This window comes from Streptosporangium longisporum (assembly GCF_039534895.1).
Classification (GTDB): Bacteria; Actinomycetota; Actinomycetes; order Streptosporangiales; family Streptosporangiaceae; genus Streptosporangium; species Streptosporangium longisporum.
This window is the reverse complement of sequence record NZ_BAAAWD010000031.1, coordinates 206863-229402: the sequence shown is the minus strand read 5'-3', so window position 1 is coordinate 229402 and position 22540 is coordinate 206863. Positions and strand designations below refer to the sequence as shown.

Annotated in this window: 22 protein-coding genes and 2 pseudogenes; 11 read left to right on the top strand and 13 right to left on the bottom strand. The window is 73.5% G+C overall.

Annotation, left to right across the window (positions count from 1 at the left end; genetic code table 11):
• Positions 1–754: 754 nt before the first annotated feature.
• Positions 755–1039: an enolase-like domain-containing protein gene (locus ABD832_RS40830; RefSeq protein WP_344907913.1), complete on the top strand. Its 285-nt coding sequence runs from the start codon at positions 755–757 to the stop codon at positions 1037–1039.
• Between the two features lie 621 nt (positions 1040–1660).
• Here the strand turns inward: ABD832_RS40830 and ABD832_RS40825 are convergent.
• The 6 genes and pseudogenes from ABD832_RS40825 to ABD832_RS40800 all read right to left on the bottom strand — a co-directional run bounded on the left by ABD832_RS40825 (position 1661) and on the right by ABD832_RS40800 (position 6709).
• Positions 1661–2329 (bottom strand): adenine nucleotide alpha-hydrolase family protein, encoded by a 669-nt coding sequence (locus ABD832_RS40825; protein ID WP_344907910.1) that lies wholly within the window; start codon positions 2327–2329, stop codon positions 1661–1663.
• 306 nt (positions 2330–2635) lie between these two features.
• Positions 2636–2809 (bottom strand): hypothetical protein, encoded by a 174-nt coding sequence (locus ABD832_RS40820; protein ID WP_344907907.1) that lies wholly within the window; start codon positions 2807–2809, stop codon positions 2636–2638.
• Between the two features lie 152 nt (positions 2810–2961).
• Positions 2962–3447 (bottom strand): annotated as a pseudogene (larC, locus tag ABD832_RS40815) (nickel insertion protein); the annotation flags it as partial.
• A 144-nt stretch (positions 3448–3591) separates the two neighbouring features.
• On the bottom strand, positions 3592–4668 hold the full coding sequence (gene larB / locus ABD832_RS40810) for a nickel pincer cofactor biosynthesis protein LarB (protein ID WP_344907904.1): 1077 nt from the start codon (positions 4666–4668) through the stop codon (positions 3592–3594).
• Positions 4665–5945 carry a nickel-dependent lactate racemase gene (gene larA, locus ABD832_RS40805; RefSeq protein WP_344907871.1) on the bottom strand — a complete coding sequence of 427 codons (1281 nt, stop codon included), beginning with the start codon at positions 5943–5945 and terminating at the stop codon, positions 4665–4667. The genes larB (ABD832_RS40810) and larA (ABD832_RS40805) overlap by 4 nt, the downstream gene beginning before the upstream one ends.
• Positions 5942–6709: a FadR/GntR family transcriptional regulator gene (locus ABD832_RS40800; RefSeq protein ID WP_344907874.1), complete on the bottom strand. Its 768-nt coding sequence runs from the start codon at positions 6707–6709 to the stop codon at positions 5942–5944. Before ABD832_RS40800 ends, larA (ABD832_RS40805) begins: the two co-directional genes overlap by 4 nt.
• A gap of 307 nt (positions 6710–7016) precedes the next feature.
• Between ABD832_RS40800 and ABD832_RS40795 the strand changes: the two genes are divergently transcribed.
• From ABD832_RS40795 to ABD832_RS40775, 5 genes are read left to right on the top strand one after another with little or no spacing between them, the layout of a single operon-like run.
• Positions 7017–8366, top strand: coding sequence for an enolase C-terminal domain-like protein (locus ABD832_RS40795; protein ID WP_344907877.1), 1350 nt, complete (start codon positions 7017–7019; stop codon positions 8364–8366).
• Positions 8366–9166 carry an SDR family NAD(P)-dependent oxidoreductase gene (locus ABD832_RS40790; RefSeq protein WP_344907880.1) on the top strand — a complete coding sequence of 267 codons (801 nt, stop codon included), beginning with the start codon at positions 8366–8368 and terminating at the stop codon, positions 9164–9166. Before ABD832_RS40795 ends, ABD832_RS40790 begins: the two co-directional genes overlap by 1 nt.
• A complete protein-coding gene (locus ABD832_RS40785) occupies positions 9163–10239 on the top strand; it encodes a sugar ABC transporter substrate-binding protein (protein ID WP_344907898.1) in 1077 nt (358 codons plus the stop codon). Before ABD832_RS40790 ends, ABD832_RS40785 begins: the two co-directional genes overlap by 4 nt.
• Positions 10229–11818, top strand: coding sequence for a sugar ABC transporter ATP-binding protein (locus ABD832_RS40780; protein WP_344887595.1), 1590 nt, complete (start codon positions 10229–10231; stop codon positions 11816–11818). The genes ABD832_RS40785 and ABD832_RS40780 overlap by 11 nt, the downstream gene beginning before the upstream one ends.
• Positions 11811–12257 (top strand): hypothetical protein, encoded by a 447-nt coding sequence (locus ABD832_RS40775; protein WP_344907895.1) that lies wholly within the window; start codon positions 11811–11813, stop codon positions 12255–12257. Before ABD832_RS40780 ends, ABD832_RS40775 begins: the two co-directional genes overlap by 8 nt.
• Here the strand turns inward: ABD832_RS40775 and ABD832_RS40770 are convergent.
• The 7 genes and pseudogenes from ABD832_RS40770 to ABD832_RS40740 form a co-directional block, all read right to left on the bottom strand.
• Positions 12210–13283 carry an ATP-binding cassette domain-containing protein gene (locus ABD832_RS40770; protein WP_344907892.1) on the bottom strand — a complete coding sequence of 358 codons (1074 nt, stop codon included), beginning with the start codon at positions 13281–13283 and terminating at the stop codon, positions 12210–12212. The genes ABD832_RS40775 and ABD832_RS40770 overlap by 48 nt on opposite strands.
• Positions 13222–13623, bottom strand: coding sequence for a sugar ABC transporter ATP-binding protein (locus ABD832_RS40765; protein WP_344907889.1), 402 nt, complete (start codon positions 13621–13623; stop codon positions 13222–13224). Before ABD832_RS40765 ends, ABD832_RS40770 begins: the two co-directional genes overlap by 62 nt.
• A 165-nt stretch (positions 13624–13788) precedes the next feature.
• On the bottom strand, positions 13789–14049 hold the full coding sequence (locus ABD832_RS40760; RefSeq protein ID WP_344907886.1) for an ATP-binding cassette domain-containing protein: 261 nt from the start codon (positions 14047–14049) through the stop codon (positions 13789–13791).
• A 27-nt stretch (positions 14050–14076) separates the two neighbouring features.
• Complete coding sequence (locus tag ABD832_RS40755) at positions 14077–14475, bottom strand: type 1 periplasmic-binding domain-containing protein (protein ID WP_344907883.1); 399 nt, start codon at positions 14473–14475, stop codon at positions 14077–14079.
• A 115-nt stretch (positions 14476–14590) separates the two neighbouring features.
• A pseudogene (locus ABD832_RS40750) lies at positions 14591–15025 on the bottom strand (sugar ABC transporter substrate-binding protein); the annotation flags it as partial.
• A gap of 126 nt (positions 15026–15151) precedes the next feature.
• On the bottom strand, positions 15152–15952 hold the full coding sequence (locus tag ABD832_RS40745) for an SDR family NAD(P)-dependent oxidoreductase (RefSeq protein WP_344907880.1): 801 nt from the start codon (positions 15950–15952) through the stop codon (positions 15152–15154).
• Positions 15952–17301 (bottom strand): enolase C-terminal domain-like protein, encoded by a 1350-nt coding sequence (locus tag ABD832_RS40740; RefSeq protein ID WP_344907877.1) that lies wholly within the window; start codon positions 17299–17301, stop codon positions 15952–15954. The genes ABD832_RS40745 and ABD832_RS40740 overlap by 1 nt, the downstream gene beginning before the upstream one ends.
• Before the next feature lie 307 nt (positions 17302–17608).
• Here ABD832_RS40740 and ABD832_RS40735 point away from each other — a divergent pair, with 307 nt between their 5' ends.
• Genes ABD832_RS40735 through larE form a run of 5 tightly spaced genes read left to right on the top strand, consistent with a single transcriptional unit; the run spans position 17609 to position 22491 of the window.
• Positions 17609–18376, top strand: coding sequence for a FadR/GntR family transcriptional regulator (locus ABD832_RS40735; protein WP_344907874.1), 768 nt, complete (start codon positions 17609–17611; stop codon positions 18374–18376).
• The gene (gene larA / locus ABD832_RS40730) at positions 18373–19653 is read left to right on the top strand and encodes a nickel-dependent lactate racemase (RefSeq protein WP_344907871.1); all 1281 of its coding nucleotides are present in this window, start codon (positions 18373–18375) and stop codon (positions 19651–19653) included. The genes ABD832_RS40735 and larA (ABD832_RS40730) overlap by 4 nt, the downstream gene beginning before the upstream one ends.
• Complete coding sequence (larB, locus tag ABD832_RS40725) at positions 19650–20501, top strand: nickel pincer cofactor biosynthesis protein LarB (RefSeq protein WP_344907868.1); 852 nt, start codon at positions 19650–19652, stop codon at positions 20499–20501. Before larA (ABD832_RS40730) ends, larB (ABD832_RS40725) begins: the two co-directional genes overlap by 4 nt.
• Entirely contained in the window at positions 20498–21667 is a 1170-nt protein-coding gene (gene larC, locus ABD832_RS40720) for a nickel pincer cofactor biosynthesis protein LarC (protein WP_344907864.1), read from the top strand. The genes larB (ABD832_RS40725) and larC (ABD832_RS40720) overlap by 4 nt, the downstream gene beginning before the upstream one ends.
• Positions 21664–22491, top strand: a complete 828-nt coding sequence (gene larE / locus ABD832_RS40715) for an ATP-dependent sacrificial sulfur transferase LarE (protein ID WP_344907861.1) — start codon at positions 21664–21666, stop codon at positions 22489–22491. The genes larC (ABD832_RS40720) and larE overlap by 4 nt, the downstream gene beginning before the upstream one ends.
• The last annotated feature ends 49 nt before the right edge of the window (positions 22492–22540 follow it).

Sequence of the window (22540 nt, the reverse complement as noted above, 5' to 3'; positions counted from 1 at the left end):
TCGTCGTACCGGCGAGTGATCAGACGGTGGAAGCACGACGTTATCGGCACGGATCTATCGGCGGAGCATGCTGCCGTGATGGCACTCGCGGCCACTGAGTTGTCGGTCAGGCATACTCGACGACGCGCTGTACTGCTGGAACGACGTCACTCGATCTCCCAATGACTGATGATGCCGTCGTGCCGACAACCGCACCTCATGGTCAGGAGGTCACCGTCGCACTGCGACGGGCAGATCATGGTGCTCTCGACGAGCACATCCACCTTCGCTGCGATCCTGATGCATCCCGCTCGTACCGTGGTCCCTGATCGTCTATCTCTTTCTCCAACGCCACGGAATCGCGACGGTGTCACCAGTGCCGGTTCCCGCACAGGAGCATGCACATGCGAATACTCGAAGGATCATCGCACGTTGACGACCGGCCAGAATGGGACCGATACGTCCGGTCGTGACAGCCAACGCGTACCTATCGACCGACGGGACACGTTCACAGATCATCGATCATCCAAAGGGTGGACACCGACGAGGGGATGATCACGCTGGCGCGAGGCCTTCGGCCGCTACGTGGCAAGAGCTCGACTGCCATACATATCTGCGCCATCGAGGCGACAAAGGGGACCCGCGCGGCGATCACGGCGCTGTCAGCCTGTACGACATGCTATGCTGCGGCAGAGCCAACGTACTTCGAAGGCGGCGTCACGCGGCGCTGGCTAGATTTCGTAGACACATCAGTGCGGCGCTCGACACCGACCCTGTGTGGGACACTACAAGGTCGAAGGCGGCCGGCGAACTACGCTCTGGCGCACTGCTGGGCGGGCGCGACAGGCGGGTCCCCGCCTACGCCTCGGGCCTGGACATCGGCCTCACCGACGACGAGCTCGTCTCGGCGTACGAGGTCTACGCCCGCACGGCCTGCGGGCGGCCAAGATCAAGGGTGGCACTCGACATCGAGCGGGACCGGCACCGCCTGACGCTGGTCCAGGAAGGTCCTGGCCGAGGCCGGGCACGGGACGCGGCCGGGCCTGATGCTCGACTGTGAACGAGGCCTGGTCGCGTCAAGCAGGCGATCCGGCAACGTCCACGAGCTCGAGCGCACCCTGGACCTCATCTGGATCGAGGAGCCCCGTCCGGCGCTGGGACGCCGAGGGCTGGCCGTCGTCGGCCGCGGGATCCGGCGCCTCGGTCGCACACCGGGGAGAACCTCACCGGGCTGGAGCAGTACCGTCCGCGCTGGCAAGCGGCGCGCGCCGTCTGACATCGTCCAGACGGCCGCGGTCTGGGGGTCGACCCACTTCCTGCGGGTGTCCGCCCTGGCGCACGCCCACGACCTGCCGGTCAAGCCCACATCGGCAACATCACAGTTTCGCGGTCGGCTGCTGTGCACGCCGCGACGTCGGTGCCCAAACCACATGGTCAGCGAGCTGCAGGACCTGCGGCCGCCGGTGGGGGTGTCGCCGACCTGAGCGTCGAGGACGGCGCGTTCTCCTCGGGGACTCGCCGGCCTGGGCTCACGATCGACGAGGGACGCAATCGATCACCCGCCGGCCGGGCACCCTGACGGCGACGGTCCCGGCGTCCGCCGGAGCACGCCGGACGAGGTTGCTGGCGGTGACCGACAACGGTGCGCCGACACCGGTCACGTCGCGCCAGCAGCGCCTCCTCACCCCACTAGGTCGTGGACGGCGGCGCCGGACACCGAGGTGAGTCCTCCGGTCCGCGGGCCGTGACCGGCCCCGTACGCCCTCGCGGTCGCCAGGGCCGTGCGCTGGCGATCCCGGGGACGGGCGTGCCCGGCCGGCAGGGCGTCAGGTAGGCGGAGCGGCTCGATGTTCAGGGCCCCGGAGCGGGAAGACCGCCACTCCACCTCGGGACACCGGGAAAAACCCGCCTCGCGTACGGCCGGCACCAGGCCGGCAGGGCGGCGGCCCGGGGCCGCAGGGCGGCCGTCCAGCTCCACCCGTACCGTCGCCGAGGTCGCGCACCCGACAGGTCGGTGGACGGCCGGCCGGCCGGACAGCAGGGGCGCACCGCCCGCTACGGCCGTCTCGATCCGTGTGCAGCGGGCCGGAGTGCACTCCACGCCGTAGGCGACCCGGCTGGCGAGGCAGGGCGCGGCGGGCTTGTCACAGGTGACCAGGTCACGCCCTGGCGGCCCGCCGTACTCGGCCTTGGTCATACCGGCGTCGCGCAGCGGGGCGGAGCACCCGCGCTCGTTCGGCGGCCCTGATCCCCGGCCGGAAACGGGTCGACGGCGTCGTCGGCGTTGGTAACGGGTGGCGACGTGCGCGAAGCCGTGCTCCGCCGCCACCCGGCCGATCACGTCGAGCACCTCCGACTTGCAGAAGTAGCAGCGGTCGCGGCCGTTGGCGCGGTAGCCGGGGTTCGCCGTCTCGGCGGTGACCGGCAGCAGGTGCGCGACACCGGAGCGAGGCCGCGAACCGCCGGGCCGTGTCGAGTTCCTCGGCCGCCAGGCTGTCGGAGACCGCCGTCACGGCCAGCACCCCGCCCCGTCCCGAGCGACCCGGACCGCCCGCCGCCAGCACCAGCGCGGAGTCGGCCCCGCCGGAGAAGGCGACGGCGAGCGAGCCGAGGTCCGCCAGCCGGCCGAGCAGTACGTCGATCTTCGCGTCGGGGGTCATCCCGGTCCCTCCTGCGCCGGGCGCCGTTCGCGGTCCAGCCGCAGCGCCCGGGCGGCCGTCTCGCGCAGGGACAGGCCCAGGGCGGCCGAGGCTGCGGCCACGTCGTCGTGTTCGGGTTTGGCCGAGTGCGGCCCGTGCTTGACGCGCACGCGGTGGCCCGCCAGGTCCACCTCGGTGGTGTGCCGGGGGCAGGGCCGTGCGCTCGACCGCGATCTCGCGCACGCCGAGCGCGCCGGTCTCGGCGAGGGACCAGCTCACGCAGGGCCGGGTACGGCGAAGGGACGGCACAGCACGTGCAGCACGTGCGCGGGCCGGCCCTTCTTCATGACGGCCGGGGTGGCCCCAGGCGTCCAGGGCACCGGCGTCGACGGCCCGTGCGATCGTGTGGCCGAGGACGCTCGCCGGTGACGTCGTCCAGGTTGGTCTCCAGGACGACCAAGGGCTCGGTACCGGCGTCGCGGGCGGGCTCGGCGACGGTGACGACGACGACGTTCGGGCGGTCGGCGAGCTCCCGGGTGCCCGCGCACGTAGCCGGTCGCCACCGGGGTCATCACCGGCGGCGGCGTGTACCGCGCCCCCCATGGCGCGCAGCAGCGCCGCCCCCGTGGTGGGTCACGGTCTCCCCGGGCAGGTCGCTGCCGGTCACCAGGGCCCCCCGCAGCAGGGCGGCGGTCGCGGGGGCCGGTACGGGCAGCACGCCGTGGCGGGTGGTCACCGTACCGGTGCCGAGGGGGATCGGGGCGCAGTGCACGGCCGTGACGCCGAGCAGGTGCAGTGCGGCGGCCACGCCGACGATGTCCACGAGCGCGTCGTGGCCGCCCCAGCTCGTGCAGGTGCAACCCGTCCGGGGTCGGTGCCGTGGATCCGGCCCTCCGCCTCGGCGATCGCCCGCAGCGCGGCGGTGGCGAGGGCGGCAGACCGGTTACCGGCCGGGCGGATCCGGCCATGGAGATCAGCTCGGCCGCCCGGCGCTCGGGTGGCCGTGTCGGTGACCGTGACCCGTACGCGGGTCGCCGCCAGCCCGTGGGTGACGACCCGCCCGGCCGTCAGCTCCCAGGCCGGTCAGGCCCGTCGACGCCACCGCCGCGCGGACACCGTCCAGCGGCGCCCCGGCGTCGAGGAGCGCCGCCAGCAGCATGTCCCCCGCCAGCCCGGTGAACGGGTCGATCCGGCAGATCACGGCCCTCCCCCCTGCTCCCCCGCCGTGCCCGCCGTGCTCTCCGTGCCCGCCGTGCTCTCCGGGAACGGGGCGGCCGGGGTGGACGGGGGCGGGGAGGACGGGGGCGAAAGGGCGTGGCGGGCGGCGGTACGGGCGAGACGGTGGGCGGCCATGGCGGCGCCGAAGCCGGAGTCGATGTTGACCACGGTGAGGCCCGCGGCGCACGAGGACAGCATCGCCAGCAGGGCGGTGACGCCCTCCAGGGGCCGCGCCGTACCCGACGGAGGTGGGCACTGCAATCACCGGCGCAGCCACGAGGCCGCCGACGGCGCTGGCCAGCGCCCCCTCCATGCCCGCCACGACGACCACCGCGTCGGCGGCGCGCAGCCGCCCGGTCTCGGCGAGCAGCCGGTGGATGCCCGCCACGCCCACGTCCCGGATCACGGTGACGTCCAGCCCGAGCGCCCGGGCCACGGCCGCCGCCTCGGCCGCCACCGGGCCGTCGGACGTGCCCGCCGTGACCACCGCGACCGCGAAGGGACCGGTCCGCGCCGGCCGCCACACCAGCAGCCGCGCCACCGGGTCGTGGGACCCGCCCGGCACGGCCCCCAGGACGGTCCCGGCGACCGCGTCCTCGACCCGCGTGGCGAGCACCGGGCCGGTGTTCCGGGCGAGCAGTGCGGAGACGATGGCGGCGATCTCCCCGGCGGTCTTGCCGGGCCCGTAGACGACCTCGGGCGTGCCCTGGCGGGCCTCCCGGTCCACGTCGACCCGGGCGAACCCCAGGTCCACCGCGCCCACCGTGTCCGTCGCGCCCACCGGGTCCACCGGGTCCACCGCGTCCACCGGCCTCACCGCGCGTTCGCTCATGCCCGGCCGCCGGACAGGTAGGGAATGGTCTGCGGGCCCTCCGGCAGCACGCACACGCGGGCGCCCGGCCCGGCGGCGGCCAGCGCCTCGGTCACCGTGGCCGCGATGTCGCCGGTCCGTTCCAGGTGGGCGGCCGCCAGGTCGGCGTCACCGAGATAGGAGGTGTGCATCACCACCCGCGCGCCCGCCTGGATGCGCGCCTGGATCTGCACCTGCCACTGGTCGGGGACGGTCACCGGCCGGGCGGCGATCGCGTCCAGCAGCGCCCGCGGGGAGGGCTCCGAGGCCAGTACCTCGCGGTAGGAGCCGTGGTCGGGGAAGCCGTCGCGGCACTCGGCGGCGCAGACGATGACGCCGCCCGGCCGGACCACCTGGAAGGCCGCCGACATGCCCTTGACCGACTGGTAGAGGTTCTGGTCGAGGGGGTAGCCGGAGTTGGTGGTGACCACCACGTCGAAGGGCGCCTCGACCCGTCGCATGGCGACCCGGCGGGCGGCGGCGGTGGCGGCGGCGTGCATGGGCAGGATGTCGCCTCCGAACGCCGCCGCGATGTCCTTGTCCCGGTTGAGGATCACGTCGAGGGCGAAGGTCACCCCGGTGCCCTCGGCGATGGCCCGCACGTCGTCGTGCACGGGGTTGCCCTCGATCACCCCCCAGGTGGCCCGGGGGTCGCCGATGCGCGCGGCGTCGTGCAGGGTGAGCACGGTCTCCAGCGCGGCCAGGCCGGGGGCGACCAGCTTGGGGCCGCCGGAGAAGCCCGCGAAGAAGTGCGGCTCCACGAAGCCGGTGGTGATCCGCACGTCGGCCTCGACCCAGGCGGTGTTCAGCCACACCGGCACGTCCTTGCCGAAGCGGCCGAGGTAGGTGAGCGATCCCGGGTCGCGGGCGTCGTGGTTGACGATCCGCACGGAGTCCACGACCCTGTCGCCGAACATCGCGCGCAGTTCGGCGTCGGTGTTGCCGCGATGGGTGCCGGTCGCGACGAGGACGGTCACGTCGTCCGGGCCGACGACGCCGTCGAGCTCGTCGAGGATCGCCGGGATCATCAGGTGCCGCGGCTGGGGGCGGGTGATGTCGCAGGCCGAGATGGCGACGGTCTGGCCGGGCCGTACCCTCTCGCGCAGCGGCGGCCCGGACACCGGGTCGCGCAGGGCGGCCCGCAGCGCGCCCATCTGGTCGGGCACGGCCGCGTGGTGGACGGGGGTCACCACCGTGGTGGCCTCGTCGGGCAGGTCGACCGTCAGGCCGCTCTCCCCGTAGGCCAGGCGGATCCTCATCGTGCCTCCTGGTCGGCGGGCTCCGGCCAGAGCCCGTCGGCGATCCCGCCACCGGCCGGGTCGCCGTCGGCCGGGGAGCCCTCCACGTTCTCGAGCACCGAGCGGAGCCACGTCTCGGTCGTGCCGATGTGCACCAGCGCCGCCGCCTGGGCGAGCGTCGCGTCACCGGCGGCCAGGGCGTTGTAGATCGCCTCGTGCTCGGCGATGGTCTTGTGCGAGCTGCCGGCCTCGACCGTGCCGCGCCACACCCGCATCCGCAGGGTACGTCCGGAGATCCCGTCCAGCAGGGTGCAGAGCGTCTCGTTGCCCGTCGCCCGCACCACGGCGCGGTGGAAGGCGGCGTCATGGTGGTTCAGCTTCTCCACGTCGTCGCTGGCCGCGCGCATCGCGGCCAGGTGCTCGCCGACCTCGGCGAGCTGCCCGGCGGAGATCAGGGACGCGGCCAGCGCGGTCGCCGCGGGTTCCAGCATCCGCCGGACCTGGACGATCTCCAGCAGGGTGTCGTCGCGCAGCAGCTCGACGGCCAGCCCCAGCCCCTCCAGCAGCAGCCGCGGTTCCAGGCTGGTCACGTAGGTGCCGTCGCCCCGCCGCACGTCGAGCACCCGGGCCACGACCAGCGCCTTGACCGCCTCGCGCAACGGGTTGCGGGAGACCCCGAGCAGGGCGGCGAGCTGATGCTCGGGGGGAAGGCGCGCCCCGGGGGGAAGATCGCCCGACCGGACGAGCGCCCGGATGCGGGAGATCGCCTCGTCGGTCAGGGACATGGGCACGACCTCCGGTCGCCGGGACGCTCGATCGGTACTCGGGTCACCGCGGGAACATAACAGACATCCCATGTTCGCGCGAGAGGTCGGCCCGCCGCAAGGCATACATGGGACGCGTCCGCGCGGTACGGCCTGAAATATTCAGATATTTCATCATATTTACGGTATTTCGCTGGAGGGTCTGGACACGCCGCGCGCGGAGGATTACAAAGACATCCCATGTCCACGTGGTGAAAATTTCTTCACCACCAGGAAACATTCGCTGGAGGTATGCCTTCGTGCGCACCCATCGCCGAAACGGGGCACCGTGACGGAGCTGATCACCGCGGTCGAGGCCCACGACATCCGGTTCCCCACCTCCCGGCACCTCGACGGTTCCGACGCCATGAACCCCGAGCCCGACTACTCCGCCGCCTACGTGATCGTGCGGACCGGCGGCGGGCAGGAGGGGCACGCGCTCGCCTTCACCGTCGGGCGCGGCAACGAGATCGCCGTCACCGCCGTGGAGTCGCTGGCGCCGCTGGTCACCGGACGGCCGGTGGCCGAGGTGCTCGGCGACCTCGGCGGAATGTCGCGCCTGCTCACCGGCGACAGCCAGCTGCGCTGGCTCGGCCCGGAGAAGGGCGTCATCCACATGGCGGCCGGGGCCGTGCTCAACGCCCTGTGGGACCTTCGCGCGCGCAGGGCGGGCAAGCCGCTGTGGCGGCTGCTGTCGGAGCTGTCACCGGAGGAGATCGTCGACGTCGTCGACTTCCGCTACCTGGAGGACGCGCTCACCCGGCAGGAGGCGCTGGCCATCCTGCGCGACGCCGAGCCGGGCCGCGCCGGGCGCCGCGCGCGCCTGCTCGCCGAGGGCTACCCGGCCTACACCACCACCCCCGGCTGGCTCGGCTACACCGACGACAAGCTGGTCCGGCTGGCCAAGGAGGCGGTCGCCGACGGGTTCGGCCTCATCAAGCTGAAGGTCGGCGCCGACCCGGCCGAGGACGTGCGGCGCGTGCGGCTGGCCCGCGAGGCGGTCGGCCCCGACGTGCGCATCGCCGTGGACGCCAACCAGGCGTGGAACGTCGGCCAGGCGATCGAACGCATGGCCTCGCTCGCCGAGTTCGACCCGTACTGGATCGAGGAGCCCACCTCCCCCGACGACGTGCTCGGCCACGCCGCCATCCGCGAGCGGGTCGCGCCCGTCAAGGTCGCCACCGGCGAGCACGCCCACAACCGGGTGATGTTCAAGCAGTTCCTGCAGGCGGGCGCGATCGACGTCCTGCAGCTCGACGCGGCCAGGGTCGCCGGGGTCGGCGAGAACATCGCCATCCTGCTGCTGGCCGCCAGGTTCGGGGTGCCGGTGTGCCCGCACGCGGGCGGCGTCGGCCTGTGCGAGATGGTCCAGCACCTGGCGATGTTCGACTACGTGGCCGTCAGCGGCACCGTCGAGGACCGCGTCATCGAGTACATCGACCACCTGCACGAGCACTTCACCGACCCGGTGGTGATCGCGGACGGCCGGTACGTCGCCCCCCTCGGACCGGGAGGAGGCGGCGAGATGCACCCGGCGTCGCGCGCCGAGTACGCCTACCCGCACGGCCCCCGGTGGACCGCCGACGCGGCCACCGTCACGACCGGCGTCACGACCGCCGAGACCGGGGAGGTGGCGTGATGGGCACCTTCGACGGGCTCACCGCCGTCGTCACCGGCGGCGCCTCCGGCATCGGCCTGGCCACCGCCACCCTGCTGGCCGCGCGCGGGGCCCGCGTGGCCTGCCTCGACCTGTTCCCCGGCGTCCCCGGCGACCTCGGTGCTTCCGGCGCCCCCGGGGTGCCCGAGCCCCTGCTCGGGGTGCGGGCCGACGTGACCGACGACGCGTCGGTGCGGGCCGCCGTGGCCGAGGCCGCGGACCGGCTCGGCGGCATCGACATCCTGGTGAACAACGCGGGGATCGGCGCCCAGGGCGGGATCGAGGACAACGACGACGACGAGTGGCGCCGGGTCTTCGACGTCAACGTGTTCGGCATGGTCCGGGTGGCCAGGGCGGCGCTGCCGTACCTGCGGGCGTCACGGGCCGCGGCGATCGTGAACACCTGCTCCATCGCGGCGACCGCCGGGCTGCCGCAGCGGGTCCTGTACTCCTCCACCAAGGGCGCGGTGCTGTCCATGACGCGGGCCATGGCGGCCGACCTGGTCGCCGAGGGCGTCCGCGTCAACTGCGTCAACCCCGGCACCGCCGACACCCCGTGGGTGAGCCGGTTGCTGGAGGCGGCCCCCGACCCCGAGGAGGAGCGCCGGGCGCTCTCCGCCCGCCAGCCGATGGGCCGCCTGGTCTCGGCGGACGAGGTGGCCGAGGCCGTCGCGTACCTGGCGAGCCCTCTGTCCGGCTCGACCACCGGCACCGACCTGGCCGTGGACGGCGGCATGCACGGCCTTCGGCTGCGACCGAGCACAGGAAAGGAACGACCATGAGACGAGGACTCGCCCTGGGAGCGGCCGTCGCCCTGGCGGCCGGGCTGACCGGCGCCTGCGGGGGCGACGCCGGTGGTGCCGGAGGCACGGCGGCCGCCCCGGCGGGCGGCAGACCGGTCGTCGGGGTGGACTACCCCCGCTCCGACACCGACTTCTGGAACTCCTTCATCAGGTATGTCCCCCAGTTCGGCACCGAGAACGGCCTGGAGCTGAAGACCACCAACTCCCAGAACGACATCTCCACGCTCACCGCCAACGTGCAGAGCCTCATCGGCCAGGGCGTCAAGGGCCTCGTGCTGGCGCCGCAGGACACCGCCGCCGTGGCCCCCACCCTCCAGCAGCTCACCGCCAAGAAGATCCCCGTCGTCATGGTCGACACCCGCCCCGAGCAGGGCGACGCCTACATGGTGGTACGCGCCGACAACCGGGCCTACGGCCAGAAGGCGTGCAAGTTCCTCGGCGAGAAGCTGTCCGGCAAGGGCAAGGTCATCATGCTCCAGGGCGACCTTGCCTCCATCAACGGCCGCGACCGCACCGAGGCGTTCAACGAGTGCATGAAGGCCGACTACCCCGGCATCACGGTGTTCGGCGAGGCCACCAACTGGGACGGCGCCGTCGCCTCGCAGAAACTGCAGACGCAGCTCACCGCCAACCCCGACATCAAGGGCGTCTACATGCAGTCCAGCTTCGCCCTGGCGGGCACCCTCCAGGTGCTCAAGCAGCGCGGCCTGCTGGTCCCGCCGTCCGATTCCAAGCACGTCTTCGTCATCTCCAACGACGGCATCCCCCAGGAACTGAAGGAGATCGCCGCCGGCACCATCGACGCCACCGTCTCCCAGCCGGCCGACCAGTACGCCAGGTACGCGCTGCAGTACACCAAAGCCGCCATCGAGGGGAAGACGTTCAAGCCCGGCCCCACCGACCACGACAGCACCATCGTCCAGGTGCGTCCCGGCCTGCTGGAGGACCAGCTCTCCGCTCCCCTGGTCACCGCCGACGGCGGCACCTACGGCGGCGTCCCGAGCGTCAAGTCGGACGACTCCTCGCTGTGGGGCAACAACCTTGGCGGCTGACCCGGCGCCCGCCCCCGTCGTCGAGGCGGTGGGCGTCACCAAACGGTACGGCGAGACCGTCGCGCTGGACCGCGCCGGGATCCAGGTCATGCCCGGCCGGACCCACGCCCTGGTCGGCCGCAACGGGGCCGGGAAGTCCACCCTGGTCTCGATCCTCACCGGCCTGACGTCCCCCGACGAGGGCGAGGTGCGCTTCGGCGGCGAGCCCGCCCCGCGCCCGGCCGACCGCGACGCCTGGCGGCGGCGGGTGGCCTGCGTCTACCAGAAGTCCACGATCATCCCCGAGCTGACCGTGGCGGAGAACCTCTACCTGCACCGCCACGACCTGAACCGGTTCGGGCTGGTCCGCTGGGGCGCGCTGCGGCGCAAGGCGGCCGCGCTGCTGGCCGGCTGGTCGGTGGACGTCGACGTACGCCTGCCGGCCGGCGAGCTGGACGTCGAGCAGCGGCAGTTCGTGGAGATCGCCCGTGCGCTGTCCTTCGGTGCCCGGTTCATCATCCTCGACGAACCGACCGCCCAGCTCGACGCCGCCGCCATCGCCCGGCTGTTCACCCGCATCCGGGCCCTGCAGGAACAGGGGGTGACCTTCCTGTTCATCAGCCACCACCTGCAGGAGATCTACGAGATCTGCGACACGGTCACGGTCTTCCGCGACGCCCGGCACATCCTGACCACCGCGGTGGCCGACCTGAGCCACGCCGAGCTGGTGGCGGCGATGGCGGGAGAGGCCACCGGCCTGACCGCCGCGCTGCCCCGGGCGTCCGTGCCCGCCGACGCTGGAGAGGTGCTCGGCGTGCGCGGCCTGTCGTACGGGGACGCCTACCGGGAGGTCGACCTCCGCGTCCGGGCCGGTGAGATCGTCGGCCTGGCGGGGGCGGCGGCCAGCGGCCGGACCGAGCTGGCCGAGACCGTCGCCGGGCTGCGCGCGGCCGACTCGGGCGCGATCGAGGTCGCCGGCCGCCGTCCCCGTCCCGGAAGCGTGCCCGACGCGCTCGCCGCGGGTGTCGGCTTCGTCCCCCGCGACCGGCACCACCAGGGCTTCGTCCCGATGATGTCGATCGCCGACAACGCCACCATGACCGTGCCCGAACGGCTCGGCGAGGCCGGCCTGATCAGCGGCCGGCGGCGTGACCGGCTGGCCAGGACCCTGATCACCAACCTGGCGATCAAGACCCCCGGCCCCGGCCTGCCCGTGACGGGCCTGTCCGGCGGCAACCAGCAGAAGGTCGTCATGGCCAGGGCGCTGGCCTCCGACCCCCGGCTGCTCGTGCTGATCACCCCCACCGCCGGGGTGGACGTGAAGTCGAAGGAGTTCCTGCTCGGCAAGGTCGAGGAGACGGCCTCCGGGGGAAGCGGCGTGCTGATCGCCTCCGACGAGCTCGACGACCTGCGGCTGTGCGACCGCCTGCTGGTGATGTTCCAGGGCCGCCTCGTCACGGAGATGGCCGCGGGATGGCACGACCACGACGTGGTGGCGGCCATGGAAGGAGTCCGGCTCGACACCCCCGACGCCTCCGACGCCCCCTACACCCCGGATGCCCCCGACACCCTTGACGCCCCGGATGCCCCCGATGTCTGAGAAGACCCTCACGCCCGCCCCGGAGAGCGCCGCCCCCCGGCGGGAACGGCCGCGGGTGCGGCTGGCCGGGCTGCGCGACTTCGCGCTGATCCCCGCGATCGTCGTGATCGCCGTCGTCGGCCGGATCGTCCACCCGATCTTCCTGCAGCCCGACAACCTGATCAACATCCTGCAGACCATGTCGGAGATATCGCTGCTGGTCCTGGCACAGACGATCGTCCTGGTCGCCGGCAGGATGGACCTGTCACTGGAGTCGACCTTCGGTCTCGCGCCGGGCGTGGCCGCCTGGCTGACCGTGGCCGTCGGCTCGGGCGCCGACGGCCAGGGTGACCGGGATCGCCCAGACGCCCGGCAGCACTGCCCAGCCCGGCGCCCGAGCCGACGGCCACGGTCAGCCAGGCGGCCACGCCCGGCGCGAGACCGAAGTCGACTCCAGTGACAGGTCCATCCTGCCGCGACCAGGACGATCGTCTGTGCCAGACCAGCACGATATCTCCGACATGGTCTGCAGGATGTTGATCAGGTTGTCGGGCTGCAGGAAGATCGGGTGGACGATCCGGCCGACGACGGCGATCACGACGATCGCGGGGATCAGCGCGAAGTCGCGCAGCCCGGCCAGCCGCACCCGCGGCCGTTCCCGCCGGGGGGCGGCGCTCTCCGGGGCGGGCGTGAGGGTCTTCTCAGACATCGGGGGCATCCGGGCGTCAAGGGTGTCGGGGGCATCCGGGGTGTAGGGGGCGTCGGAGGCGTCGGGGGTGTCGAGCCGGACTCCTTCCATGGCCGCCACCACGTCGTGGTCGTGCCATCCCGCGGCCATCTCCGTGACGAGGCGGCCCTGGAACATCACCAGCAGGCGGTCGCACAGCCGCAGGTCGTCGAGCTCGTCGGAGGCGATCAGCACGCCGCTTCCCCCGGAGGCCGTCTCCTCGACCTTGCCGAGCAGGAACTCCTTCGACTTCACGTCCACCCCGGCGGTGGGGGTGATCAGCACGAGCAGCCGGGGGTCGGAGGCCAGCGCCCTGGCCATGACGACCTTCTGCTGGTTGCCGCCGGACAGGCCCGTCACGGGCAGGCCGGGGCCGGGGGTCTTGATCGCCAGGTTGGTGATCAGGGTCCTGGCCAGCCGGTCACGCCGCCGGCCGCTGATCAGGCCGGCCTCGCCGAGCCGTTCGGGCACGGTCATGGTGGCGTTGTCGGCGATCGACATCATCGGGACGAAGCCCTGGTGGTGCCGGTCGCGGGGGACGAAGCCGACACCCGCGGCGAGCGCGTCGGGCACGCTTCCGGGACGGGGACGGCGGCCGGCGACCTCGATCGCGCCCGAGTCGGCCGCGCGCAGCCCGGCGACGGTCTCGGCCAGCTCGGTCCGGCCGCTGGCCGCCGCCCCCGCCAGGCCGACGATCTCACCGGCCCGGACGCGGAGGTCGACCTCCCGGTAGGCGTCCCCGTACGACAGGCCGCGCACGCACGAGCACCTCTCCAGCGTCGGCGGGCACGGACGCCCGGGGCAGCGCGGCGGTCAGGCCGGTGGCCTCTCCCGCCATCGCCGCCACCAGCTCGGCGTGGCTCAGGTCGGCCACCGCGGTGGTCAGGATGTGCCGGGCGTCGCGGAAGACCGTGACCGTGTCGCAGATCTCGTAGATCTCCTGCAGGTGGTGGCTGATGAACAGGAAGGTCACCCCCTGTTCCTGCAGGGCCCGGATGCGGGTGAACAGCCGGGCGATGGCGGCGGCGTCGAGCTGGGCGGTCGGTTCGTCGAGGATGATGAACCGGGCACCGAAGGACAGCGCACGGGCGATCTCCACGAACTGCCGCTGCTCGACGTCCAGCTCGCCGGCCGGCAGGCGTACGTCCGACGTCCACCGACCAGCCGGCCAGCAGCGCGGCCGCCTTGCGCCGCAGCGCGCCCCAGCGGACCAGCCCGAACCGGTTCAGGTCGTGGCGGTGCAGGTAGAGGTTCTCCGCCACGGTCAGCTCGGGATGATCGTGGACTTCTGGTAGACGCAGGCCACCCGCCGCCGCCAGGCGTCGCGGTCGGCCGGGCGCGGGGCGGGCTCGCCGCCGAAGCGCACCTCGCCCTCGTCGGGGGACGTCAGGCCGGTGAGGATCGAGACCAGGGTGGACTTCCCGGCCCCGTTGCGGCCGACCAGGGCGTGGGTCCGGCCGGGCATGACCTGGATCCCGGCGCGGTCCAGCGCGACGGTCTCGCCGTACCGTTTGGTGACGCCCACCGCCTCGACGACGGGGCGGGCGCCGGGTCAGCCGCCAAGGTTGTTGCCCCACAGCGAGGAGTCGTCCGACTTGACGCTCGGGACGCCGCCGTAGGTGCCGCCGTCGGCGGTGACCAGGGGAGCGGAGAGCTGGTCCTCCAGCAGGCCGGGACGCACCTGGACGATGGTGCTGTCGTGGTCGGTGGGGCCGGGCTTGAACGTCTTCCCCTCGATGGCGGCTTTGGTGTACTGCAGCGCGTACCTGGCGTACTGGTCGGCCGGCTGGGAGACGGTGGCGTCGATGGTGCCGGCGGCGATCTCCTTCAGTTCCTGGGGGATGCCGTCGTTGGAGATGACGAAGACGTGCTTGGAATCGGACGGCGGGACCAGCAGGCCGCGCTGCTTGAGCACCTGGAGGGTGCCCGCCAGGGCGAAGCTGGACTGCATGTAGACGCCCTTGATGTCGGGGTTGGCGGTGAGCTGCGTCTGCAGTTTTCTGCGAGGCGACGGCGCCGTCCCAGTTGGTGGCCTCGCCGAACACCGTGATGCCGGGGTAGTCGGCCTTCATGCACTCGTTGAACGCCTCGGTGCGGTCGCGGCCGTTGATGGAGGCAAGGTCGCCCTGGAGCATGATGACCTTGCCCTTGCCGGACAGCTTCTCGCCGAGGAACTTGCACGCCTTCTGGCCGTAGGCCCGGTTGTCGGCGCGTACCACCATGTAGGCGTCGCCCTGCTCGGGGCGGGTGTCGACCATGACGACGGGGATCTTCTTGGCGGTGAGCTGCTGGAGGGTGGGGGCCACGGCGGCGGTGTCCTGCGGCGCCAGCACGAGGCCCTTGACGCCCTGGCCGATGAGGCTCTGCACGTTGGCGGTGAGCGTGGAGATGTCGTTCTGGGAGTTGGTGGTCTTCAGCTCCAGGCCGTTCTCGGTGCCGAACTGGGGGACATACCTGATGAAGGAGTTCCAGAAGTCGGTGTCGGAGCGGGGGTAGTCCACCCCGACGACCGGTCTGCCGCCCGCCGGGGCGGCCGCCGTGCCTCCGGCACCACCGGCGTCGCCCCCCGCAGGCGCCGGTCAGCCCGGCCGCCAGGGCGACGGCCGCTCCCAGGGCGAGTCCTCGTCTCATGGTCGTTCCTTTCCTGTGCTCGGTCGCAGCCGAAGGCCGTGCATGCCGCCGTCCACGGCCAGGTCGGTGCCGGTGGTCGAGCCGGACAGAGGGCTCGCCAGGTACGCGACGGCCTCGGCCACCTCGTCCGCCGAGACCAGGCGGCCCATCGGCTGGCGGGCGGAGAGCGCCCGGCGCTCCTCCTCGGGGTCGGGGGCCGCCTCCAGCAACCGGCTCACCCACGGGGTGTCGGCGGTGCCGGGGTTGACGCAGTTGACGCGGACGCCCTCGGCGACCAGGTCGGCCGCCATGGCCCGCGTCATGGACAGCACCGCGCCCTTGGTGGAGGAGTACAGGACCCGCTGCGGCAGCCCGGCGGTCGCCGCGATGGAGCAGGTGTTCACGATCGCCGCGGCCCGTGACGCCCGCAGGTACGGCAGCGCCGCCCTGGCCACCCGGACCATGCCGAACACGTTGACGTCGAAGACCCGGCGCCACTCGTCGTCGTCGTTGTCCTCGATCCCGCCCTGGGCGCCGATCCCCGCGTTGTTCACCAGGATGTCGATGCCGCCGAGCCGGTCCGCGGCCTCGGCCACGGCGGCCCGCACCGACGCGTCGTCGGTCACGTCGGCCCGCACCCCGAGCAGGGGCTCGGGCACCCCGGGGGCGCCGGAAGCACCGAGGTCGCCGGGGACGCCGGGGAACAGGTCGAGGCAGGCCACGCGGGCCCCGCGCGCGGCCAGCAGGGTGGCGGTGGCCAGGCCGATGCCGGAGGCGCCGCCGGTGACGACGGCGGTGAGCCCGTCGAAGGTGCCCATCACGCCACCTCCCCGGTCTCGGCGGTCGTGACGCCGGTCGTGACGGTGGCCGCGTCGGCGGTCCACCGGGGGCCGTGCGGGTAGGCGTACTCGGCGCGCGACGCCGGGTGCATCTCGCCGCCTCCTCCCGGTCCGAGGGGGGCGACGTACCGGCCGTCCGCGATCACCACCGGGTCGGTGAAGTGCTCGTGCAGGTGGTCGATGTACTCGATGACGCGGTCCTCGACGGTGCCGCTGACGGCCACGTAGTCGAACATCGCCAGGTGCTGGACCATCTCGCACAGGCCGACGCCGCCCGCGTGCGGGCACACCGGCACCCCGAACCTGGCGGCCAGCAGCAGGATGGCGATGTTCTCGCCGACCCCGGCGACCCTGGCCGCGTCGAGCTGCAGGACGTCGATCGCGCCCGCCTGCAGGAACTGCTTGAACATCACCCGGTTGTGGGCGTGCTCGCCGGTGGCGACCTTGACGGGCGCGACCCGCTCGCGGATGGCGGCGTGGCCGAGCACGTCGTCGGGGGAGGTGGGCTCCTCGATCCAGTACGGGTCGAACTCGGCGAGCGAGGCCATGCGTTCGATCGCCTGGCCGACGTTCCACGCCTGGTTGGCGTCCACGGCGATGCGCACGTCGGGGCCGACCGCCTCGCGGGCCAGCCGCACGCGCCGCACGTCCTCGGCCGGGTCGGCGCCGACCTTCAGCTTGATGAGGCCGAACCCGTCGGCGACCGCCTCCTTGGCCAGCCGGACCAGCTTGTCGTCGGTGTAGCCGAGCCAGCCGGGGGTGGTGGTGTAGGCCGGGTAGCCCTCGGCGAGCAGGCGCGCGCGGCGCCCGGCGCGGCCCGGCTCGGCGTCGCGCAGGATGGCCAGCGCCTCCTGCCGGGTGAGCGCGTCCTCCAGGTAGCGGAAGTCGACGACGTCGACGATCTCCTCCGGTGACAGCTCCGACAGCAGCCGCCACAGCGGCTTGCCCGCCCTGCGCGCGCGAAGGTCCCACAGGGCGTTGAGCACGGCCCCGGCCGCCATGTGGATGACGCCCTTCTCCGGGCCGAGCCAGCGCAGCTGGCTGTCGCCGGTGAGCAGGCGCGACATTCCGCCGAGGTCGCCGAGCACCTCGGCCACCGGCCGTCCGGTGACCAGCGGCGCCAGCGACTCCACGGCGGTGACGGCGATCTCGTTGCCGCGCCCGACGGTGAAGGCGAGCGCGTGCCCCTCCTGCCCGCCGCCGGTCCGCACGATCACGTAGGCGGCGGAGTAGTCGGGCTCGGGGTTCATGGCGTCGGAACCGTCGAGGTGCCGGGAGGTGGGGAACCGGATGTCGTGGGCCTCGACCGCGGTGATCAGCTCCGTCACGGTGCCCCGTTTCGGCGATGGGTGCGCACGAAGGCATACCTCCAGCGAATGTTTCCTGGTGGTGAAGAAATTTTCACCACGTGGACATGGGATGTCTTTGTAATCCTCCGCGCGCGGCGTGTCCAGACCCTCCAGCGAAATACCGTAAATATGATGAAATATCTGAATATTTCAGGCCGTACCGCGCGGACGCGTCCCATGTATGCCTTGCGGCGGGCCGACCTCTCGCGCGAACATGGGATGTCTGTTATGTTCCCGCGGTGACCCGAGTACCGATCGAGCGTCCCGGCGACCGGAGGTCGTGCCCATGTCCCTGACCGACGAGGCGATCTCCCGCATCCGGGCGCTCGTCCGGTCGGGCGATCTTCCCCCCGGGGCGCGCCTTCCCCCCGAGCATCAGCTCGCCGCCCTGCTCGGGGTCTCCCGCAACCCGTTGCGCGAGGCGGTCAAGGCGCTGGTCGTGGCCCGGGTGCTCGACGTGCGGCGGGGCGACGGCACCTACGTGACCAGCCTGGAACCGCGGCTGCTGCTGGAGGGGCTGGGGCTGGCCGTCGAGCTGCTGCGCGACGACACCCTGCTGGAGATCGTCCAGGTCCGGCGGATGCTGGAACCCGCGGCGACCGCGCTGGCCGCGTCCCTGATCTCCGCCGGGCAGCTCGCCGAGGTCGGCGAGCACCTGGCCGCGATGCGCGCGGCCAGCGACGACGTGGAGAAGCTGAACCACCATGACGCCGCCTTCCACCGCGCCGTGGTGCGGGCGACGGGCAACGAGACGCTCTGCACCCTGCTGGACGGGATCTCCGGACGTACCCTGCGGATGCGGGTGTGGCGCGGCACGGTCGAGGCCGGCAGCTCGCACAAGACCATCGCCGAGCACGAGGCGATCTACAACGCCCTGGCCGCCGGTGACGCGACGCTCGCCCAGGCGGCGGCGCTGGTGCACATCGGCACGACCGAGACGTGGCTCCGCTCGGTGCTCGAGAACGTGGAGGGCTCCCCGGCCGACGGCGACCCGGCCGGTGGCGGGATCGCCGACGGGCTCTGGCCGGAGCCCGCCGACCAGGAGGCACGATGAGGATCCGCCTGGCCTACGGGGAGAGCGGCCTGACGGTCGACCTGCCCGACGAGGCCACCACGGTGGTGACCCCCGTCCACCACGCGGCCGTGCCCGACCAGATGGGCGCGCTGCGGGCCGCCCTGCGCGACCCGGTGTCCGGGCCGCCGCTGCGCGAGAGGGTACGGCCCGGCCAGACCGTCGCCATCTCGGCCTGCGACATCACCCGCCCCCAGCCGCGGCACCTGATGATCCCGGCGATCCTCGACGAGCTCGACGGCGTCGTCGGCCCGGACGACGTGACCGTCCTCGTCGCGACCGGCACCCATCGCGGCAACACCGACGCCGAACTGCGCGCGATGTTCGGCGACAGGGTCGTGGACTCCGTGCGGATCGTCAACCACGACGCCCGCGACCCGGGATCGCTCACCTACCTCGGCCGCTTCGGCAAGGACGTGCCGGTGTGGCTGAACACCGCCTGGGTCGAGGCCGACGTGCGGATCACCACCGGCTTCGTGGAGCCGCACTTCTTCGCGGGCTTCTCCGGCGGCCCCAAGCTGGTCGCCCCCGGCCTGGCCGCGCTGGAGACCGTGCTCACCCTGCACGACGCCGCGCGCATCGGCGACCCCCGGGCCACCTGGGGGGTGATCGAGGGCAACCCCGTGCACGACGACGTGCGGGCCATCGCCGAGGGCACCGGGGTGACCTTCGCCCTCGACGTGATCCTCAACCGGGACAAGGACATCGCGGCGGCGTTCGGAGGCGACATCCTGCCCATGCACGCCGCCGCCACCGCCGCCGCCCGCCGGGTCGCCATGCGACGGGTCGAGGCGCCCTTCGACGTGGTGGTCACCACCAACTCCGGCTACCCCCTCGACCAGAACCTCTACCAGTCGGTCAAGGGCATGTCGGCGGCCTTCCAGGTGGTCCGGCCGGGCGGCGTCATCGTCTGCGCCGCCGAGTGCCGCGACGGCTTCCCCGACCACGGCTCCTACCGCGAGGTACTGGCCTCGGAGCCCTCCCCGCGGGCGCTGCTGGACGCGATCGCCGCCCGGCCGGTGACCGTCCCCGACCAGTGGCAGGTGCAGATCCAGGCGCGCATCCAGGCGGGCGCGCGGGTGGTGATGCACACCTCCTATCTCGGTGACGCCGACCTGGCGGCCGCCCACCTGGAACGGACCGGCGACATCGCGGCCACGGTGACCGAGGCGCTGGCCGCCGCCGGGCCGGGCGCCCGCGTGTGCGTGCTGCCGGAGGGCCCGCAGACCATTCCCTACCTGTCCGGCGGCCGGGCATGAGCGAACGCGCGGTGAGGCCGGTGGACGCGGTGGACCCGGTGGACCCGGTGGGCGCGACGGACACGGTGGGCGCGGTGGACCTGGGGTTCGCCCGGGTCGACGTGGACCGGGAGGCCCGCCAGGGCACGCCCGAGGTCGTCTACGGGCCCGGCAAGACCGCCGGGGAGATCGCCGCCATCGTCTCCGCACTGCTCGCCCGGAACACCGGCCCGGTGCTCGCCACGCGGGTCGAGGACGCGGTCGCCGGGACCGTCCTGGGGGCCGTGCCGGGCGGGTCCCACGACCCGGTGGCGCGGCTGCTGGTGTGGCGGCCGGCGCGGACCGGTCCCTTCGCGGTCGCGGTGGTCACGGCGGGCACGTCCGACGGCCCGGTGGCGGCCGAGGCGGCGGCCGTGGCCCGGGCGCTCGGGCTGGACGTCACCGTGATCCGGGACGTGGGCGTGGCGGGCATCCACCGGCTGCTCGCCGAGACCGGGCGGCTGCGCGCCGCCGACGCGGTGGTCGTCGTGGCGGGCATGGAGGGGGCGCTGGCCAGCGCCGTCGGCGGCCTCGTGGCTGCGCCGGTGATTGCAGTGCCCACCTCCGTCGGGTACGGCGCGGCCCTGGAGGGCGTCACCGCCCTGCTGGCGATGCTGTCCTCGTGCGCCGCGGGCCTCACCGTGGTCAACATCGACTCCGGCTTCGGCGCCGCCATGGCCGCCCACCGTCTCGCCCGTACCGCCGCCCGCCACGCCCTTTCGCCCCCGTCCTCCCCGCCCCCGTCCACCCCGGCCGCCCCGTTCCCGGAGAGCACGGCGGGCACGGAGAGCACGGCGGGCACGGCGGGGGAGCAGGGGGGAGGGCCGTGATCTGCCGGATCGACCCGTTCACCGGGCTGGCGGGGGACATGCTGCTGGCGGCGCTCCTCGACGCCGGGGCGCCGCTGGACGGTGTCCGCGCGGCGGTGGCGTCGACGGGCCTGACCGGCTGGGAGCTGACGGCCGGGCGGGTCGTCACCCACGGGCTGGCGGCGACCCGCGTACGGGTCACGGTCACCGACACGGCCACCGAGCGCCGGGCGGCCGAGCTGATCTCCATGGCCGGATCCGCCCGGCCGGAACCGGTCGCCGCCCTCGCCACCGCCGCGCTGCGGGCGATCGCCGAGGCGGAGGGCCGGATCCACGGCACCGACCCCGGACGGGTGCACCTGCACGAGCTGGGCGGCCACGACGCGCTCGTGGACATCGTCGGCGTGGCCGCCGCACTGCACCTGCTCGGCGTCACGGCCGTGCACTGCGCCCCGATCCCCCTCGGCACCGGTACGGTGACCACCCGCCACGGCGTGCTGCCCGTACCGGCCCCCGCGACCGCCGCCCTGCTGCGGGGGGCCCTGGTGACCGGCAGCGACCTGCCCGGGGAGACCGTGACCCCCACGGGGGCGGCGCTGCTGCGCGCCATGGGGGCGCGGTACACGCCGCCGCCGGTGATGACCCCGGTGGCGACCGGCTACGGCGCGGGCACCCGGGAGCTCGCCGACCGCCCGAACGTCGTCGTCGTCACCGTCGCCGAGCCCGCCCGCGACGCCGGTACCGAGCCCTTGGTCGTCCTGGAGACCAACCTGGACGACGTCACCGGCGAGGTCCTCGGCCACACGATCGCACGGGCCGTCGACGCCGGTGCCCTGGACGCCTGGGCCACCCCGGCCGTCATGAAGAAGGGCCGGCCCGCGCACGTGCTGCACGTGCTGTGCCGTCCCTTCGCCGTACCGGCCCTGCGTGAGCTGGTCCTCGCCGAGACCGGCGCGCTCGGCGTGCGCGAGATCGCGGTCGAGCGCACGGCCCTGCCCCGGCACACCACCGAGGTGGACCTGGCGGGCCACCGCGTGCGCGTCAAGCACGGGCCGCACTCGGCCAAACCCGAACACGACGACGTGGCCGCAGCCTCGGCCGCCCTGGGCCTGTCCCTGCGCGAGACGGCCGCCCGGGCGCTGCGGCTGGACCGCGAACGGCGCCCGGCGCAGGAGGGACCGGGATGACCCCCGACGCGAAGATCGACGTACTGCTCGGCCGGCTGGCGGACCTCGGCTCGCTCGCCGTCGCCTTCTCCGGCGGGGCCGACTCCGCGCTGGTGCTGGCGGCGGCGGTCCGGTCGCTCGGGACGGGGCGGGTGCTGGCCGTGACGGCGGTCTCCGACAGCCTGGCGGCCGAGGAACTCGACACGGCCCGGCGGTTCGCGGCCTCGCTCGGTGTCGCGCACCTGCTGCCGGTCACCGCCGAGACGGCGAACCCCGGCTACCGCGCCAACGGCCGCGACCGCTGCTACTTCTGCAAGTCGGAGGTGCTCGACGTGATCGGCCGGGTGGCGGCGGAGCACGGCTTCGCGCACGTCGCCACCGGTACCAACGCCGACGACGCCGTCGACCCGTTCCGGCCGGGGATCAGGGCCGCCGACGAGCGCGGGGTGCTCGCCCCGCTGCGCGACGCCGGTATGACCAAGGCCGAGGTACGGCGGGCCGCCAGGGCGTGGGACCTGGTCACCTGGGACAAGCCCGCCGCGCCCTGCCTCGCCAGCCGGGTCGCCTACGGCGTGGAGGTGACACCGGCCCGGCTGCACCGGATCGAGACGGCCGAGCGGGCGGTGCGCCACCTGCTGTCCCGGGCCGGCCTGGCCGTCACCGACCTGCGGGTGCGCGACCTCGGCGACCGGGTACGGGTGGAGCTGGACGCCGCCCTGCGGCCCCGGGCCGCCGCCCTGCCGGGCCTGGTGCCGGCCGTACGCGAGGCGGGTTTTCCCGGTGCCGAGGTGGAGGTGGCGGTCTTCCGCTCCGGGGCCCTGAACATCGAGCCGCTCCGCCCCTGACCTGCCCTGGCCGGCCGGGCACGCCCCGTCCCCGGGATCGCCGCGCACG